We start from the raw sequence: 16,423 nt of genomic DNA, 5'->3' as shown, positions 1-16,423 counted from the left end.
TTATGGGCTGAGGCTGCTTTGAAATGGCTTTGATCGTACAGAAATTTGGAGGCACCTCGGTTGGCTCTGTCGAGAGAATCGAGCAGGTCGCCGATAAGGTTAAGAAGTTTCGCGAAGCCGGCAATGACCTGGTTATTGTCCTGTCGGCGATGAGTGGCGAGACCAATCGCCTGATTGCGCTGGCCAAACAGATCAGCGATCAGCCGTTGCCGCGTGAACTGGATGTGATCGTATCCACCGGTGAGCAGGTGACGATCGGCTTGCTGGCCATGGCGCTGAACAAGCGTGGCGTACCTGCGGTGTCCTACACCGGTAGCCAGGTGCGCATTCTCACTGACAGCTCGCACACCAAGGCCCGGATCCTGCAAATTGATGATCAGAAGATTCGCGCTGATCTCAAGGCCGGTCGTGTGGTGGTGGTGGCAGGTTTCCAGGGTGTTGATGAGCAGGGCAATATCACGACCCTCGGTCGCGGTGGCTCCGATACGACCGGTGTTGCACTGGCGGCAGCCTTGAAGGCTGATGAATGCCAGATCTACACCGATGTCGACGGCGTCTACACCACTGACCCGCGGGTTGTGGCGCAGGCGCAGCGTCTGGAAAAGATCACCTTTGAAGAAATGCTGGAAATGGCCAGCCTGGGTTCCAAGGTGTTGCAGATCCGTGCTGTCGAGTTTGCAGGCAAGTACAACGTTCCGCTGCGCGTATTGCACAGCTTCAAAGAGGGTCCGGGTACCCTCATTACTATCGATGAAGAGGAATCCATGGAACAGCCGATCATTTCTGGCATCGCTTTCAATCGCGACGAAGCCAAGCTGACCATCCGTGGCGTGCCAGACACACCGGGCGTGGCGTTCAAGATCCTGGGCCCGATCAGTGCGGCCAATATCGAAGTCGACATGATTGTGCAGAACGTTGCACACGACAACACCACCGACTTCACCTTCACGGTTCACCGCAATGACTACCAGGCAGCCATGCTGATCCTGGAAAACACCTCCCGTGAGATCGGTGCGCGCGAAGTGGTGGGTGATACCAACATTGCCAAGGTGTCGATTGTCGGTGTGGGCATGCGCTCTCACGCGGGCGTTGCCAGCCGCATGTTCGAGTCCCTGGCCAAAGAGGGCATCAACATCCTGATGATCTCGACCTCCGAGATCAAAGTCTCCGTGGTCATCGAAGAGAAGTACCTGGAGCTGGCCGTGCGTTCCCTGCACACTGCTTTTGAGCTGGATGCACCTGCCCGACAGGGTGAGTAACGCGTTGCCCAAAGGGCGCGGTTGATCCGCGCCCTTTGTTTTTTGATGAGCGTGTTCGAATACCTTTCGTTTCGTCACGCTGATCAATACGAAGGAGCGGAGGGCTTTAGCTGTTTAGCTAGTAGTCCGCCGCCCTTTTTTTTTGCAGACTGTTGTTCCTGAAATGAATTGCGTGAGGAGAAACGTATGCTGATTTTGACTCGCCGGTGCGCAGAAAGCCTGATCATAGGCGACGGCGAAATTACTGTGACCGTGCTGGGCGTCAAAGGAAACCAAGTGCGAATTGGAGTGAATGCTCCCAAGGAAGTGGCCGTACACCGTGAGGAAATCTACCTCCGGATCAAGAAAGAAAAGGATGAAGAACCAAGTCTCTAATTTTATTTAAGTTTTTGGTTGCATACGGGGAAAAGGCTGGTTATTATACGCCCCGTGTTGCGGAGAGGTGGCCGAGTGGCCGAAGGCGCTCCCCTGCTAAGGGAGTACATCTCAAAAGGGTGTCGGGGGTTCGAATCCCCCCTTCTCCGCCATTATTCATGTAGCACGTTCGAATCTAGCCATTTCAGTAAGTTGTTGAGTTTATTGAAAAAAGTACTTGGCAGAGAGATTCAACGGTCTATAATACGCAGCTTCAAATGCACTCGTAGCTCAGCTGGATAGAGTACTCGGCTACGAACCGAGCGGTCACAGGTTCGAATCCTGTCGAGTGCACCATTTAAGAGTTAGTTGCCCAGGCAGTTAACTTTGCTTCAACCAGCGGTGGTCTGGTCTAACAAACACAACTTGCACTCGTAGCTCAGCTGGATAGAGTACTCGGCTACGAACCGAGCGGTCACAGGTTCGAATCCTGTCGAGTGCACCATTTAAGAGTTAGTTGCTCAGGCAGTTAACTTTGCTTCAACCAGCGGTGGCCTGGTCTAACAAACACAACTTGCACTCGTAGCTCAGCTGGATAGAGTACTCGGCTACGAACCGAGCGGTCACAGGTTCGAATCCTGTCGAGTGCACCAAACACCAAAAAGCCCGCATTCTATGCGGGCTTTTTGCTATCTGCGATTTGAGTGGATCGCACATGCCTCTGCAGATCAGCGCGAACTTGTAACGTCACAGACTTGTCTGATGATTACTGTAGCGGCTGGCGAGGTATGAAGGCTGCGATAAAAGGCCTGAAGGGGCTTCGCTTTTAAAGCAGCAGGGTTGCCATGCAGCTCATCGCGGTCTGCCGCAGCGGCTACGCATGTGGCTTGAGGTGCAGCTTTTGTGCTCCGCTGCGATGACTCGGCGTCGCATACCCTGTCAGGCAGACAAAATCCCGTAACGTCCCTCCAAGCATTTGTTATCCCGAGATTTTTGCCTCATTAATTTTGAAGCCGTGTATGATTGCGCCCGTCAGCCCCGCCGGGGCTTGTGGAATACCTCCATGGACTTACCCAGTAGTAACTCAGTATCCCGTTTTTCCAATCACGAATTGACTGATTGATCCTTCCGGCGTGCCCTGCTGCTGGGAGTGGAGTTCGCCTATGACCGAAGTTGAAGTAAAGAAAACGCAAGACAGCCTGCAAAGCCGCCTCGCTCAAGTTATTGAGCTGCTTAATCGCCAGCGTGTGGTCGAAGACCTGACTCATCGTCAGGAAGGCCAGCACCATGATCGGGTTGAAAACCTGGTCCATCGGCAAAACCTTGTTGAGCTCCAGCGCAAACTGGAAGACCTGCACTCCGCGGACGTTGCCTACATCCTTGAAGCATTGCCACTGGACGACCGTCTGACGGTTTGGCAATTGGTCAAGGCTGATCGCGATGGCGACATTCTGCTTGAAGTATCGGACTCTGTGCGTGAAACCCTGATCGCCGATATGGACGATCATGAGCTCCTGGCCGCTGCCAAGGAGATGGACGCCGACGAACTTGCGGATCTGGCCCCTGAGCTGCCACGGGACGTCGTCCATGAGCTGATGGAAACCCTCGATGGCCAGCAGCGTGAGCGCGTTCGCTCCGCATTGTCCTATAACGAGGATCAGGTCGGCGCCCTGATGGACTTCGAGATGGTGACGATCCGTGAGGACGTCAGCCTTGAAGTGGTATTGCGTTACCTGCGTCGTCTCAAGGAGTTGCCGGGCCATACCGACAAGCTGTTTGTGGTTGATTACGACGGTGCGCTGAAGGGTGTGCTGCCGATCAAGCGTCTGCTGGTCAACGACCCTGAAAAGCAAGTGTCTGAAGTCATGGCCAATGATCCGGTGAGCTTTCATCCGGATGAAGATGCCTACGACGCAGCGCTGGCATTTGAACGTTACGACTTGATCTCGGCTCCGGTGGTCGACAAGAACGGCAAGCTGATTGGTCGTTTGACCATCGATGAGATGGTTGACCTGATCCGTGAGGAGAGCGAAAGCGAAGTCCTCAACATGGCCGGTCTGCGCGAAGAAGAAGACATCTTCGCTTCGGTCTGGAAATCACTGCGTAACCGTTGGGCCTGGCTGGCAATCAACCTGGTCACTGCATTTATCGCTTCGCGGGTGATCGGCCTGTTCGAAGGCTCGATCGAAAAGCTGGTGGCGCTGGCTGCTCTGATGCCTATTGTGGCCGGGATTGGCGGCAACTCGGGCAACCAGACCATTACCATGATCGTGCGGGCGATGGCGCTGGATCAGGTCAACACCGGCAGTACCTCGCGCTTGATGCGCAAGGAGCTGGCCGTGGGCTTGATCAACGGCCTGGTGTGGGGCGGGGTGATCGGTGTCGTTGCGTATCTGCTTTACGGCAGCTGGTCACTGGGTGTGGTCATGACCGCGGCCATGACCCTCAACCTGCTGCTGGCCGCTCTGATGGGCGTGTTGATCCCCATGACCCTTGCCCGGTTGGGGCGTGACCCGGCCATGGGGGCGAGCGTGATGATCACGGCCATGACTGACAGTGGCGGCTTCTTTATCTTTCTGGGGCTGGCGACAATCTTCCTGCTCTGATGAACAACGGCCTGAACAGATCAATATCGGTTCAGGCCGTTCAGGTTGCGGGGCACTATCGTATTCGTTGTGGAGTGGGCGCTGAATCGCGACCATAAAAAAAGCCAGCGCAGTGCTGGCTTTTTAGTGTCTGGTTTATATCAGGATGCGCTGGATGTGGCTTCGGCATCATGAGCAATCAGCGAAACCAGAGCGTTTTGCTGACGATGGGACAACTGGCGGAAGCGTTGCAGCAATTCGCGTTCATTCAGTGAGAGCTCGGGGCTGTCCATGCGCATGCTGAGTTCTTCACCCAGTGCGCCTTCCTGAATGAGGCTTTGCTCCAGGCGGGCAATGATTTCAGAGTTCATGCTGCGGTGGTGATTGCGGGCCACTTCAGCAATGCGCTCGCGCATTCCGTCTGGCAGGCGTACGACGAACTTGTCAGCCGTACGGCTAGAATAAATTGCCTGTTTCAATGGGCGCATATAGTTAACCGGTTAGTTCAGGGGAGCGGTTCTGGGGAATTGGCCGCACGATGTGTTTTAGGACCACCTTTACGGCCAAATGTTCAACCTGAATTGCTAGGAGGCGAGCATCATGCCTCAAGCTCGACACTTCCTTGGCGTCAATTCTGTGACAAATATTGAACTGGACCAAGGCGTTATGCCAGTAGTGATTGGCACTAGAGAACGATTTTTTGAGTCGTTTGCGGGCTTTTTGCTGATCTAAACACTGTGGGAGATGCAAAAAGTGCCAGGTAAGTTGATCTATTTGATGGGGCCTTCGGGTTCGGGCAAAGACAGCTTGATCGATGCAGCGCGCCCTCAACTGGCAGCGCGCGGATGTGAAGTGGTGCAGCGGGTGATTACGCGCTCGGCAGAGGCCGTCGGCGAGGATGCACAGGGCGTCTCGCGTGAGGCCTTCGGTGCGCTCAAGGCGCAAGGGGCCTTTGCCCTGGACTGGCAAGCCAACGGCCTTGAGTATGGCATTCCCGTGCAGATTGACGACTGGCTGCAGGCTGGGCGCCACGTGTTGATCAACGGATCGAGGGCGCATCTTGAACACGCTCGTGCCCGTTACCCGGATCTGCTGGCAATCAGGGTAACTGTGGATGCCGGGGTGCTGCAAAGGCGTTTGCAGGCGCGTGGTCGCGAGACACCGGACGAAATCAACACCCGGCTCAAGCGCAATGAATTGTTTATTGACGGTGAGGGCGCTCCGAGTGGCAGCTCCGTGCAGCGACTGGATAACTCGTCAACGCTGGAAGCAGGGGTTCAAGCCTTGTTGGGGTTGATCGATGCCGCGTTAACGCCCTCGACGTAACAGCGCCTCACCCTTGATCCGGCGTCCGCTCAGTCAGGGGCGAGCCGGGCTCGGATCAAAAAAACCAATGTTCGCCCTGGGGGCTCTGGCTGACCACAGGTTGTGAGCTGACCAAATGGGCCGCGGAGCCATTGACGCCCGTCATCACAGCCCATTCTGGCTGCGGTTTCAGTGGTTTGGTGTAAGTACCTGCAACCTCGACCTCCGGGACCGCCGTGGATGGGGCGGGTTGAAAGTGGGGCACCAGCAGCACGGTCAGAGCGAGGGCATTCAAGACTAAAAGGGCGCTGTTCATGATGGTCATCCCTGAAGGGGTGGGCAGAGTAAAGAGTTGCACTGATTAGAGCAGGCTTCGTGCCAACTATTTTCTGGAAAATAATCCTTATAAAACAATAGGTTATATGCTGGTGTGAGTGCTGTCGGGTTGCATTTTGCAATGATGGCTTTTTGGGGGGAGTGCAATTTGCACGATACCCGGGAGTCCGGGTGCAGGAGGGACGGTCGAAGGGTTCAACCCCTCCGACCTTTGTCAGTCAGGCTGCAGTCGTCGCTAGCGGGCAAACCGTTCAGCCCAGCCGATAATAACCTTGGGCCTGGGTGTGGCGTAGGTGCGTACTTTGGAGGTCGAAAGCCCTAGCCGGACAAGGGATTCTGCAATGGCCACCGCGGCCGTCACACCATCCACCACCGGTACACCGGTACGTCGACGAATCTGCTCATCGAGCCCGGCCATCCCCCCGCATCCCAGACAAATGACTTCAGCCTTGTCTTCACTGACGGCCAGTTCTGCCTGGCGGACAATGGCTTCGAGTGCTCTTTGCGGCGAAGACTCAAGCTCCAATACCGCCAAACCACTGGCCCGGACCGACGCGCAGCGGTCCGACAGGCCGGACAACCTGAGACGGTCTTCGATCAAGGGCACGGTGCGATCCAGTGTGGTCACCACCGAATAGCTGCGCCCCAGAAACATGGCAGTACTGGCCGCCGCGTCGGTGATATCCACCACAGGCACATTGAGCAATTCTTGCAGCCCCTCGCGGCCATGCTCACCGTACCCGGCCTGAATTACCGCATCGAACGGTTGGTCGTAAGACATGACGCAGTCCATGACCGCGATGGCCGCTAGATAACTCTCAAAGTTGCCTTCTACAGATTCAGCACCAAAGTGAGGTGTCAGCCCGATGATCTCGGTACCCGGTGCCGCAATTGATTGCGCCTGACGGGCAATGGCCTGGGTGATGCTGTCGGTGGTGTTGACGTTGACCACGAGGATTCGCATGGATTCTCCTTGGAGCAGAAAGGGCGGCCCGTGCAGTGCGGGCCGCCGTTAAATCAATGGCTGGCGTTTTCGACCGCAATGGACTCGCCGCTGACTTCGACGTAGTGGGGCTGGCGCTTGGCGATGATCAGGTAGAGCATCGCCGCGATACCTGCACCGATCAGCCAGGAAAACGGAGACACGGTGTGAAAGCCCGGCACCAGGGCCAGGACGATTGCGATCAGCGCCGCCGGCACGAACGCCGCCACAGCGCGCAAGTTGACGCCGTGCGAGTAGTAATAACTGCCGGACGGGTCTTCGCTGTACAGCGCCGGCACGTCGATCCGGCCTTTTCGTATCAGCCAGTAATCCACCATGATCACGCCATACAACGGGCCGAGCAGGGCGCCCAGGCCAGAGAGGAAGTACACAATCACCAGCGGACTGTTGTAGAGATTCCACGGCAGGATCAGCACGGCAATGGTCGCGCTGATCAGCCCGGCACGGCGGAACGTCAGGTACTTGGGCGCCAGGTTGCTCAGGACGAAGGCCGGAGCGACAAAATTGGCCATGATGTTCACCGCGACGGTCACGATCAAAAACGCCAGGCAACCCAATACCAGGAAAAAGGTGTTGGGGATCGAGGCAATGATTTGTGTCGGGCTTTCGATGATCTGGCCATTGATTTGAAACTGCGCGCCGCACAGCAGGACGGTGATCCCGGCAAACACCAGGATATTGACGGGCAGCCCCCAGAAGTTACCGACCCTGATGGTTTTGCAGCAGGGCGAGGAGCGTGAGAAGTCACTGAAATTCAGGATCATCGTGCCGTAGATCGCCAGCCACAGTGCGCCCCCGGCAAATACATTGCGCCACATCTCACCGGTGCTCAGCGCGGTGCGATTCGACCAGGCAATGGTTCCGTTGGCCTGAAAGTACATCCACGCGGCGAGGCAGATCACCGTAAACAAAATCACCGGCCCAGCGAACGCTTCATACCGTCGAACCATTTCCATGCCGTAGGCCAGGATTGCCAGTTGCACGAGCCAGATCACCACGAAGCACACCCAGCCCAGGCTTGACAGTCCAAGCAGGGAATCATGGTCATAGGCGGCGAAACCGGGGTGTATGGCGACCAGCAAAACCCGCAGAACCACAGAGGCCAGGTATGTCTGAATCCCGAACCAGGCGATGGCGATAACAGCGCGTATCAATGCTGGAATTTGTGCCCCATGAATGCCGAAACTTATCCGGCTGATGACTGGAAAGGGCACCCCCAAGCGCTGCCCCATATAGCCGGACAGGTTCATGAAATTGAATACCAGCACCGCTCCGATCGCCAGCGAGAGCAGGATTTCCCAGCCGTTCAATCCAAGCGCATACAACCCAATGGCGAATGAGTAGTTGGCGATGTTGTGCACATCGTTGGTCCACAGCGCAAAAATACTGTAGCAGCCCCAGCGCCGGCCTTCCGTTTTGGTAGGCGCCAGGTCGTGGTTATGCAGGCGCGAACTGAGCGCCATCGTGGCTGCGGGCGTGTCTGCGCAGTGTTGGGGAGTTGAAACCGGGGAAGGTAAATCCAGAGCGATAGCGGGGGAGAGTCTTGTACGCATTCTGGCAAGCTCCTGATCCTTGCTGGCGTGATGACTGTTCATGAGCGCTGGCCCGACAAATCTTCGTCACGTTTAGCAAGCATCACTGGTTATGAAAGTCCGCGACAGGCCTGTTGTTTGGCTCAGGTTTAGAAGCGGCATGTACCTAGTTTTTGTGTGTTTTGTATACAAGTGCCGTGCGGATGTAAGCGATATTCATGCCAGCCAGAAGATTCTCAGCATTGGAGATTTCTGCTGGACGAGGAGCACGAAGTTAACAATATGAAAAATAGGAGGATTTTTTTTGAAGGGCTGAAGGCGTTAAAGGCAAGGGGGCAAAACAGTTACGGCTGGGTAATGTGTGGGCTGAGCCAATGCGTTGTTACTTTTTGATGCATAAACTGTGGAAGGCGATCTGGAGTGCACCGTTCTGTGACATTTTGTATACGGTTTTCTGCCGCAGCGGTGGGGCGTGATCTGTTGTGCTGCCAACAGGCGAGACTGACACCCGCGAAGCCAGCCTGGCGGGAGCCGACAGCTAAAAAGCCCACGGACGACATGACAAACCAAGGGTAGGCCGTTACCATGCACGCCGTTGATTGCAGCGCACGCCCTGTGCGATGCAAAAAGTGTGTCTCAGTAGCTCAATTGGATAGAGCATCCCCCTCCTAAGGGGAAGGTTGCAGGTTCGAACCCCGCCTGGGACACCATATTTTTCAAGGCTTCACGACCATTGCCTATGGTCATTCATCTCATACCCGCATGAGCGTGATGTGAAGCTGAGCTTGAAAGTATTCGGATGTGTTTTTGACCATCCTGCCCCTCCAGACAGTTTCTCCCTTTCCCTTTGTTCGATCGCCAGTATTGCGCCCGCCGCCATCACGCATCTGTGTCGGGTACGCGGATGCCACAAAATGTTTCGCGTCTATTTTTAGTGTTGTACGATAACGTACCTGTGCTTACGGCAGACCCACAAATCCTATAAAAATGGGGAAGACCGACCTGTGAATATCAGCAGTATCGAAATTATCCGCATCAGTGTCCCGTTCAGTGCGGGGACCGGCCAGCGGCAGAATCGTGGCCAAGCCAAGGACGATGACGCCTTTAATGCGGCCTCGCCGAGCCACCGGCGCATGGAAAGCCTGATGCTTAAAGTCATGACGGACACCGGCCTGGTGGGTTGGGGTGAAGCGTTCGGGCATGGCTCCAATCCGGTTACGTTCAAGGCGTTGGCTACGGTTGTCGCTCCGATGTTTATCGGGACGTCGCTTGAGGACCGCGAGCAAACCCTGGAGAAGGTACGTCGCGCCGTGCATGGCTTTGGGTCTACCGGGGCGATGGTCTACGCGCTTTCGGGGATTGATATTGCCCTGTGGGATCTTGCCGCTCAGGTTGCAGGGGTTCCGTTGCATCAATTGCTAGGGGGAACCCCTCGAACGCTGGAGCTGTACGCCAGCCTGGTCAGTTATGGCAACGATCCTGATGAGGTCTATCGGCAGGTCAGTCGTGCTCGTGACCTGGGCTTTCGCAAGATCAAACTGCATGAAACCCACATCGATGCGATTGCTGCTGCCCGTCAGGCGCTGCCCGTGGAAGCGGGCGAGTTGATGGTGGATGTCAATTGCCCATGGTCTGTGGCCGAGGCCAGCGCAGTCGCTGAGCAATTGAGGGCGCTTGAACTGACCTGGCTGGAAGAACCTGTATGGCCACCCGACGACTCCATTGGGCTGGCTCAGGTACGTCAGCAGGGCGTGCCCCTGGCCGCCGGTGAAAATGCTGCCGGGGTGCAAGGCATCAAGACGCTGCTCATGCAGCAAGCGATCGATGTCGTACAGCCTAGCGTGGCGAAAGTGGGAGGCATTGGCGCCATGCTCGAGGTGTTTGCGCTGGCGAAACAGCAGGGCGTGAAAGTTGTGCCGCACTGTTTCTATTTTGGTCCTGGCCTGCTGGCCGTAGCTCACCTGTGTACGTTGCTTCCCCGTGAGGTGGCAGTCGAGGTGCCGTTCATTGAGTTCGAGCGCCTGTTGTACCCGGCTTTGGCATTCAAACCGACCATGGAACTCCCATCTGCCGCAGGTCTGGGGTTCACGCCGGATTTCCAGGTCATCGAAGATTATTGCGTCGAGCGTGCCCTGATCGATTAGTCCCCCCCTCGATTGTTTCCATTAATAAAAAAGGCCATAAAAAAATGAAAGGCAATTACCGTTGGAGCATTGCCGGCTTGTTGTTCTTTGCCGGCATGCTCAACTATCTGGACCGTGCGGCGCTCTCGGTGGTCGCGCCGCTGCTCAAAAGCGAATTGCATATCGACGATGCGCAAATGGGCTTCATCTTCAGCTCTTTTTTCATTGGCTATTGCGCCCTGTGCTTTATCGGCGGCTGGGCGGCGGACAAATACGGACCGAAAAAGGTTTTCGCCTGGGCGGCAGGGAGCTGGTCTCTGTTCTGCGGTTTGACAGCCGTCATCACCGGTTACTTTCAGTTGCTGATATTCCGGGTGTTGTTCGGCATGGGCGAGGGGCCGATGGGCACCACCACCAATAAGGCGATTACCAACTGGTTCCCCCGCGAAGAAGCAGGGCGGGCATTAGGCTTCACTAACTGCGGGCAACCATTGGGTGCGGCCCTGGCAGGGCCTGTGGTGGGGCTGGTGGCTTACAACTTCGGCTGGCGCGTGTCATTTGTAGTCATCGCCGTGCTGGGGGCATTGTGGTTGTTGGCCTGGCTGATGATGTTCAAGGACACGCCCGAACAGCACCCAAAAGTCTCCGAGGCCGAGCGCGAATTGATTCGAGCCAGCCGTGAAGAAGTGCTGGTGGAGAGTGTTGAAGAAGGTCGCAGCCTGTTCAGCTATATTTTTTCTGCGCCCGTGCTGGCTGTGGCGACGGCCTTCTTTTGCTTCAACTATGTGTTGTACTTTTTTCTTACCTGGCTACCCAGCTATTTGATGGACTACCAGCATCTCGACATCAAAAGCATGAGTATCATCGGGGTGATCCCCTGGCTGGGCGCGGCAGTGGGCTTTTTGGGCGGTGGTTTCATGACAGACGCACTCGCCAAAAAACTCGGCAATGTGATCCTGGCCCGTAAAATCATGCTCACTGTAGGCTTGGGAGTAGCAGCGGCTTGCGTATTGATTACCACGCAAGTGGTGTCGTTGGGCATGGCCGTTGCCTGTATCACCGTATCCAGTGTTTTCCTGTTTGTGACCCCGCAGATTTGCTGGGCGTTGATTCAGGACATCGTGCCCAAGAATCGCGTGGGTGGCACCGGTGGTTTCGTTCACCTGCTGGCGAATCTTGCGGGGATCATCGCACCTACGTTGACCGGGCTGGTCGTGCAGTATGGCGGTGGTTACAACGTGGCCTTTGTTATCTCGGCCGCTGTATGTGGCTTGGGTATGTTAGTGGTGGTGCTGGCTATCAAGGGGCAAAGCCATCAAGTGCCGGTTGCCGCGGTAATGCGATAACGGCGTTTTTTGGCTGCGCAGCAGTGTGCTGGCGTTCCTGCCGGGTTGTAACCTGACCACGAGTCTGTGGGGCCTGTGCCTTGCAGGCTCGCTTTTTTCAAAAGGCCTTGGTGGGTAGGTGACGCACTCACCGGCTGATTCAAGCCTCCCCAAACCCATGAATAAGCCGCGCCAGTTCAGTCTATTTGCCTGTTGGTATCGGCTGTGCGAGATTTCCGTGCATTCAGGCGTGTTCCGCGCTGTGTTCTCAGTGTCCAGTTCAAGCATGAGGCGTTTGCATGGTCAGTTCGGGTGTCAATCAGCGCAGTAGTGCGTGGGCTGTGTTTCTGGTTTTTTTGCGCCTTGGGCTGACGTCTTTCGGTGGGCCAATTGCTCATCTGGGGTATTTTCGTGAGGAGTTTGTGGCGCGGCGGCAGTGGCTGACGGATCGCAGTTATGCGGACCTGGTGGCGCTCTGCCAATTCTTGCCGGGACCGGCCAGCAGTCAGGTCGGTATCGCATTGGGGTTGTCGCGGGCAGGATACGCGGGTGCGCTGGCGGCGTGGGCGGGTTTTACCTTGCCGTCGGCAATTGTCCTGATCCTGTTTGCGCTGGGTATTTCCCATTACGGCACTGCCATTTCATCCGGCGCCTTGCACGGGCTTAAAGTGGTAGCCGTTGCGGTGGTGGCTCAAGCGGTCTGGGGGATGGCGCGCACCTTGTGCACGGACGTGCGGCGAATCACCCTGATGACGCTGGCCGCCTGCGTGGCGTTGGTCGAGCCCTCTGCGTGGGGGCAGGTCGGGGTTATTGTTGCGGCGGGGGTTGCCGGGCTGATGCTGTTCAAACCTGAACAGCGCGCCGCGCACGATCCGCTGCCGATGCCGGTCAGTCAACGGGCAGGAATCATCTGCCTGGCGCTGTTTGTGCTGTTGCTGGTCGGCCTGCCGCTTCTGGCAGAACGCTTGCCGAATCAGACCGTGGCCCTGGTGGATGCATTCTACCGGGCGGGGTCGCTGGTATTCGGTGGCGGCCATGTGGTGTTGCCCTTGTTGCAAGCTGAGGTGGTGCCTGCGGGCTGGGTCAGCAATGACGTGTTCCTGGCCGGTTATGGGGCTGCGCAAGCGGTGCCGGGACCGCTGTTTACCTTTGCCGCTTTTCTCGGGGCATCCATGAACCTCGCGCCTTCAGGCTGGGCAGGAGGCATGGTGTGTTTGCTGGCAATCTTCGCGCCCTCCTTTCTGCTGATAGTCGGCGCCTTGCCTTTTTGGGAGCAGTTGCGCCGCAGCTTGCGTACACAGGCGGCACTGGCCGGGGTAAATGCGGGGGTCGTCGGCCTGTTGCTGGCCGCGCTGTATCAACCGGTCTGGACCAGTGCGATTTTGCGGACTGAAGATTTTGCGTTGGCGCTCCTTGCCCTGGTCGCGCTGATGTTCTGGAAACTCCCGCCATGGCTGGTGGTGCTCGGTAGCGGGGTCGCAGGTTGGGGGCTGAGCGTTATGTGATGAACATGCCAGGTACCCGGTCAGAATAAAAAACGCCCCACTGGAGGATGTCTCCGGCGGGGCGTTTTCGCATCAGTGCTCAGGGGCGAGCTACATCGGTCATGCCTGGCCGAGCACGCCGCGTTGCGCCAGGTTCTTCATCAGGGCACCGACCCCGAATGCCCAGGGCGCCGCCTGGTCGCTGCCGGTGACACGGTTATGCAGCGCGCCGAGGGCAGGGGATGAGATGCTCACCACATCCCCTTCCTTATGGGTAAAGCCCTGACCTGGTTGATCGCGGTCATCGGTGGGGGCGAACAGGGTGCCGAGGAACAGCACGAAGCCGTCCGGATATTGGTGGTTGGCGTTGAGTGTCTGCTGCGCCAGGTCCGCCGGGTCGCGGCTGATCTGGCTCATTGAACTGTTGCCGTTGAGCACGTAGCCGTCCTGGCCTTCGACCCGCAAGGTCACTTCGCAGCGACGTACGTCATCCAGGCTGAAATGCTCATCGAACAGCCGAATGAAGGGCCCCAATGCACAAGAAGCGTTGTTATCCTTAGCCTTGCTCAGCAGCAGCGCACTGCGCCCTTCGAAGTCGCGCAGGTTGACGTCGTTGCCCAGGGTTGCGCCGTGGATCCGGCCTTGGCTGTCCACCGCCAGCACCACTTCCGGCTCAGGATTGTTCCAGCTGGAACCGGGATGGACGCCGATCGTGTTGCCACTGCCCACCGCCGCCAGAATCGGGGCTTTGGTGAAGATTTCGGCGTCGGGGCCGATGCCGACTTCCAGGTATTGCGACCACATGTTCTGTTCGATCAACACCTGCTTCAGGCGCATGGCCTCCGGTGATCCAGGGCGCAGGTCGCGCAGGTTGTCGCCGATCACTTCCTGCACCAGGGCACGGATGTGTTCGGCACGCAGGGCATCGCCGCCGGCTTTTTCCTCAATCACCCGCTCGATCATGCTGGCGGCGAAGGTCACGCCGGCGGCCTTGATCACTTGCAGGTCGGCAGGGGCCAGCAGGTAAGGTTGTGCCGGATCACGCTGTTCGCCGCTGTTGGCCAGCAGGGCCTGAAGTGTCCCCAGCGAAGTACCGCGGGTTTCGCGCACGGTTTGCAGCGGTGACGGCGTTTCCAGCAACAGGCTCAGGGTGGAGAAGTGTGCGGTGCAGTCGATCACTTCACCGTCACGCACCACGACCACAGCGGGGCCGCCGGACGTGCCCGGCAGCCACACCCGACCGACCAGAGTTGCGCGTTGCCAGTCGTGGGGCAGAGAGTTTTCTACGGTTAATTGCAGGGATTTCATAAGGCTCGTCCTTGGGCTTAGTGAGAATGGCGAGGTGGGCCGTTTTCCGGGATGACGCGCCAGTACAGGGTTGCCGGTTCCAGGCAGCCGCCGGTGGACAGTTGGCCGACCAGTTGGCGGTAGAGTTCTTGCCACGGCGTTTGCGACGGGGCGAGGGGAGGCAGCGGTTCCTGACGGCGGGCGTCCAGTTCGGCCTCATCCACCAGCAGATTGACGCTGCGGGCATTCAGGTCGACGCGCAGGCGATCACCGGTGCGCAGCAGCGACAGGCCTCCGCCCACGGCCGATTCCGGCGACATATTGAGGATCGACGGGCTCGCCGAGGTCCCGCTTTGGCGACCGTCGCCCATGCACGGCAACGAATCGATGCCGGCCTTGATCAGCGCCGACGGCGGGGTCATGTTCACCACCTCGCCGCTGCCCGGGAAACCAACGGTGCCACAGCCGCGAATCACCAGAATGCAGCGCTCGTCGATGTCCAGCGCCGGGTCGTTGATACGCGCCTGATAGTCTTCCGGCCCTTCGAACACGATGGCCCGGGCTTCAAAACTGTTGGGCTGTAACGGGTCGCTGAGGTAAGTGCTGCGGAAGGCTTCGCCCACCACCGACATCTTCATGATGGCGCTATCGAAGAAGTTGCCGCTGAGGACGATAAAGCCGGCGCGGTGCATCAGCGGATCCTCGTACGAACGGATCACGTCGCGGTCGCCGGTCATGGCGTCGGCCACGATCTCGCCCATGTTCCGGCCACTCACCGAACGGCAGTCACGGTGCAGGCGTCCAACCTTGTCCAGTTCATGCATCACGGCCGGTACGCCGCCAGCACGGTGGAAGCCTTCGCCCAGGTACTCGCCGGCCGGCATGCAGTTGACCAGCAACGGCACGTCTTCGCCGACGCGCTGCCAGTCTTCCAGTGACAGGTCGATGCCGCTGTGGCGGGCAATCGCAATCAGGTGCGGTGGGCAGTTGGTGGAAGCGCCCAGCGCCGAGGCGACGGCGATCGCGTTTTCAAAGGCGGCGTGGGTCATGATCTGCGACGGGCGCACGTCTTCGCGCACCAGGTCGACGATACGCATGCCGGTTGCATAGGCCATCTGCCCGCGCTCGCGGTAAGGTGCCGGGATGCTGGCGCAGCCGGGCAGTGACATGCCCAGTGCTTCGGCCAGTGCGTTCATCGACAGCGCCGTGCCCATGGTGTTGCAGTGACCAATTGAAGGGGATGAGGCAGTGGTCAGGGTCATGAACCCTTCGTAATCGATCTCGCCGGCGCTGAGCAAATTGCGCGCATGCCACAGCACGGTGCCGGAGCCGATGCGCTGGCCTTTGTGCCAGCCATCGAGCATCGGCCCGCCGGAGAGCACGATGGAAGGCAAGTCGGTGGTCGCTGCGGCCATCAGGCAAGCCGGGGTGGTTTTATCGCAGCCGGTGGTCAGCACCACACCATCCAGCGGATAGCCGTGCAGCACTTCCACCAGGCCCAGATAGGCGAGGTTGCGGTCCAGGGCCGCTGTCGGGCGGCGCGATTGTTCGGCGATCGGGTGCACCGGAAATTCCATCGGGATGCCACCCGCGTCACGGATGCCGTCCTTGACCCGCTTGGCCAGCTCGATGTGATGGCGGTTGCAGGGCGTCAGGTCACTGCCGGTCTGGGCAATGCCGATGATCGGGCGACCCGATTGCAGCTCGGCGCGGGTCAGGCCCTGGTTCATGTAGCGTTCCACGTACAGCGCGGTGAGGTCGGCGTGGCTGGGGTCATCAAACCATTGCTGGCTGCGCAGGCGGCGTGGGGTTGAATCGGTCATGACAGGC

The 16,423-nt window shown here is 58.0% G+C and carries 13 protein-coding genes and 5 tRNA genes; 12 read left to right on the top strand and 6 right to left on the bottom strand.

The features are described from left to right. The first annotated feature begins 23 nt into the window (after positions 1-23). The 7 genes from DQN55_RS16385 (at position 24) to mgtE (ending at position 4,219) form a co-directional block, all read left to right on the top strand. On the top strand, positions 24-1,259 hold the full coding sequence (locus DQN55_RS16385) for an aspartate kinase (protein WP_048379116.1): 1,236 nt from the start codon (positions 24-26) through the stop codon (positions 1,257-1,259). A 186-nt stretch (positions 1,260-1,445) separates the two neighbouring features. Further along, on the top strand, positions 1,446-1,634 hold the full coding sequence (csrA, locus tag DQN55_RS16380; RefSeq protein ID WP_003175645.1) for a carbon storage regulator CsrA: 189 nt from the start codon (positions 1,446-1,448) through the stop codon (positions 1,632-1,634). Positions 1,635-1,695: 61 nt separating this feature from the next. Then, positions 1,696-1,786, top strand: a tRNA-Ser gene (locus tag DQN55_RS16375). 107 nt (positions 1,787-1,893) lie between these two features. After that, positions 1,894-1,970 (top strand) — tRNA-Arg (locus DQN55_RS16370). A 71-nt stretch (positions 1,971-2,041) separates the two neighbouring features. After that, positions 2,042-2,118, top strand: a tRNA-Arg gene (locus tag DQN55_RS16365). 71 nt (positions 2,119-2,189) lie between these two features. After that, positions 2,190-2,266: transfer RNA gene (locus DQN55_RS16360), tRNA-Arg, on the top strand. Between the two features lie 510 nt (positions 2,267-2,776). Then, positions 2,777-4,219, top strand: coding sequence for a magnesium transporter (mgtE, locus tag DQN55_RS16355; protein ID WP_048379117.1), 1,443 nt, complete (start codon positions 2,777-2,779; stop codon positions 4,217-4,219). Between the two features lie 140 nt (positions 4,220-4,359). Here mgtE and DQN55_RS16350 read toward each other — a convergent pair whose 3' ends face one another. Beyond that, complete coding sequence (locus DQN55_RS16350) at positions 4,360-4,686, bottom strand: Arc family DNA-binding protein (RefSeq protein WP_048379119.1); 327 nt, start codon at positions 4,684-4,686, stop codon at positions 4,360-4,362. Positions 4,687-4,951: 265 nt separating this feature from the next. Here DQN55_RS16350 and phnN point away from each other — a divergent pair, with 265 nt between their 5' ends. Continuing rightward, on the top strand, positions 4,952-5,524 hold the full coding sequence (gene phnN / locus DQN55_RS16345) for a phosphonate metabolism protein/1,5-bisphosphokinase (PRPP-forming) PhnN (protein ID WP_048379568.1): 573 nt from the start codon (positions 4,952-4,954) through the stop codon (positions 5,522-5,524). A gap of 55 nt (positions 5,525-5,579) precedes the next feature. On the opposite strand, the gene DQN55_RS16340 is transcribed toward phnN, so the two are convergent. From DQN55_RS16340 to DQN55_RS16330, 3 genes are all read right to left on the bottom strand, one after another. Continuing rightward, positions 5,580-5,819, bottom strand: coding sequence for a hypothetical protein (locus DQN55_RS16340; protein ID WP_048379121.1), 240 nt, complete (start codon positions 5,817-5,819; stop codon positions 5,580-5,582). Between the two features lie 255 nt (positions 5,820-6,074). After that, entirely contained in the window at positions 6,075-6,803 is a 729-nt protein-coding gene (locus DQN55_RS16335; protein ID WP_048379123.1) for an aspartate/glutamate racemase family protein, read from the bottom strand. A 53-nt stretch (positions 6,804-6,856) separates the two neighbouring features. Further along, positions 6,857-8,395, bottom strand: coding sequence for an NCS1 family nucleobase:cation symporter-1 (locus tag DQN55_RS16330; protein ID WP_048379126.1), 1,539 nt, complete (start codon positions 8,393-8,395; stop codon positions 6,857-6,859). A 612-nt stretch (positions 8,396-9,007) separates the two neighbouring features. On the opposite strand from DQN55_RS16330, the gene DQN55_RS16325 reads away from it, so the two are divergent. From DQN55_RS16325 to chrA, 4 genes are all read left to right on the top strand, one after another. Continuing rightward, positions 9,008-9,084 (top strand) — tRNA-Arg (locus tag DQN55_RS16325). Positions 9,085-9,378: 294 nt separating this feature from the next. Next, entirely contained in the window at positions 9,379-10,518 is a 1,140-nt protein-coding gene (locus tag DQN55_RS16320) for a mandelate racemase/muconate lactonizing enzyme family protein (protein ID WP_048379128.1), read from the top strand. A 44-nt stretch (positions 10,519-10,562) separates the two neighbouring features. Next, a complete protein-coding gene (locus DQN55_RS16315) occupies positions 10,563-11,843 on the top strand; it encodes an MFS transporter (RefSeq protein ID WP_048379131.1) in 1,281 nt (426 codons plus the stop codon). A gap of 278 nt (positions 11,844-12,121) precedes the next feature. After that, positions 12,122-13,327, top strand: coding sequence for a chromate efflux transporter (gene chrA / locus DQN55_RS16310; RefSeq protein WP_048379134.1), 1,206 nt, complete (start codon positions 12,122-12,124; stop codon positions 13,325-13,327). A 99-nt stretch (positions 13,328-13,426) separates the two neighbouring features. Here the strand turns inward: chrA and DQN55_RS16305 are convergent, their stop codons facing one another. Together DQN55_RS16305 and DQN55_RS16300 are read right to left on the bottom strand one after the other, a co-directional pair. After that, positions 13,427-14,614 carry a fumarylacetoacetate hydrolase family protein gene (locus DQN55_RS16305; RefSeq protein ID WP_048379136.1) on the bottom strand — a complete coding sequence of 396 codons (1,188 nt, stop codon included), beginning with the start codon at positions 14,612-14,614 and terminating at the stop codon, positions 13,427-13,429. Positions 14,615-14,631: 17 nt separating this feature from the next. Further along, positions 14,632-16,416 carry an IlvD/Edd family dehydratase gene (locus DQN55_RS16300; RefSeq protein WP_048379137.1) on the bottom strand — a complete coding sequence of 595 codons (1,785 nt, stop codon included), beginning with the start codon at positions 16,414-16,416 and terminating at the stop codon, positions 14,632-14,634. Positions 16,417-16,423 lie beyond the last annotated feature (7 nt).

The sequence above is a fragment of the Pseudomonas taetrolens genome (assembly GCF_900475285.1).
GTDB lineage: Bacteria > Pseudomonadota > Gammaproteobacteria > Pseudomonadales > Pseudomonadaceae > Aquipseudomonas > Aquipseudomonas taetrolens.
This window is presented reverse-complemented; position numbering and strand designations above follow the sequence as displayed.

Excerpts from the sequence above, each read along its gene's own strand:
- csrA (WP_003175645.1), top strand. The coding sequence starts at position 1,446 with ATGCTGATTTTGACTCGCCGGTGCGCAGAAAGCCTGATCATAGGCGAC.
- DQN55_RS16300 (WP_048379137.1), bottom strand. The coding sequence starts at position 16,416 with ATGACCGATTCAACCCCACGCCGCCTGCGCAGCCAGCAATGGTTTGAT.
- chrA (WP_048379134.1), top strand. The coding sequence starts at position 12,122 with ATGGTCAGTTCGGGTGTCAATCAGCGCAGTAGTGCGTGGGCTGTGTTT.
- DQN55_RS16340 (WP_048379121.1), bottom strand. The coding sequence starts at position 5,819 with ATGAACAGCGCCCTTTTAGTCTTGAATGCCCTCGCTCTGACCGTGCTG.
- DQN55_RS16305 (WP_048379136.1), bottom strand. The coding sequence starts at position 14,614 with ATGAAATCCCTGCAATTAACCGTAGAAAACTCTCTGCCCCACGACTGG.
- mgtE (WP_048379117.1), top strand. The coding sequence starts at position 2,777 with ATGACCGAAGTTGAAGTAAAGAAAACGCAAGACAGCCTGCAAAGCCGC.
- DQN55_RS16335 (WP_048379123.1), bottom strand. The coding sequence starts at position 6,803 with ATGCGAATCCTCGTGGTCAACGTCAACACCACCGACAGCATCACCCAG.
- DQN55_RS16315 (WP_048379131.1), top strand. The coding sequence starts at position 10,563 with ATGAAAGGCAATTACCGTTGGAGCATTGCCGGCTTGTTGTTCTTTGCC.
- DQN55_RS16330 (WP_048379126.1), bottom strand. The coding sequence starts at position 8,395 with ATGCGTACAAGACTCTCCCCCGCTATCGCTCTGGATTTACCTTCCCCG.
- DQN55_RS16385 (WP_048379116.1), top strand. The coding sequence starts at position 24 with ATGGCTTTGATCGTACAGAAATTTGGAGGCACCTCGGTTGGCTCTGTC.
- DQN55_RS16350 (WP_048379119.1), bottom strand. The coding sequence starts at position 4,686 with ATGCGCCCATTGAAACAGGCAATTTATTCTAGCCGTACGGCTGACAAG.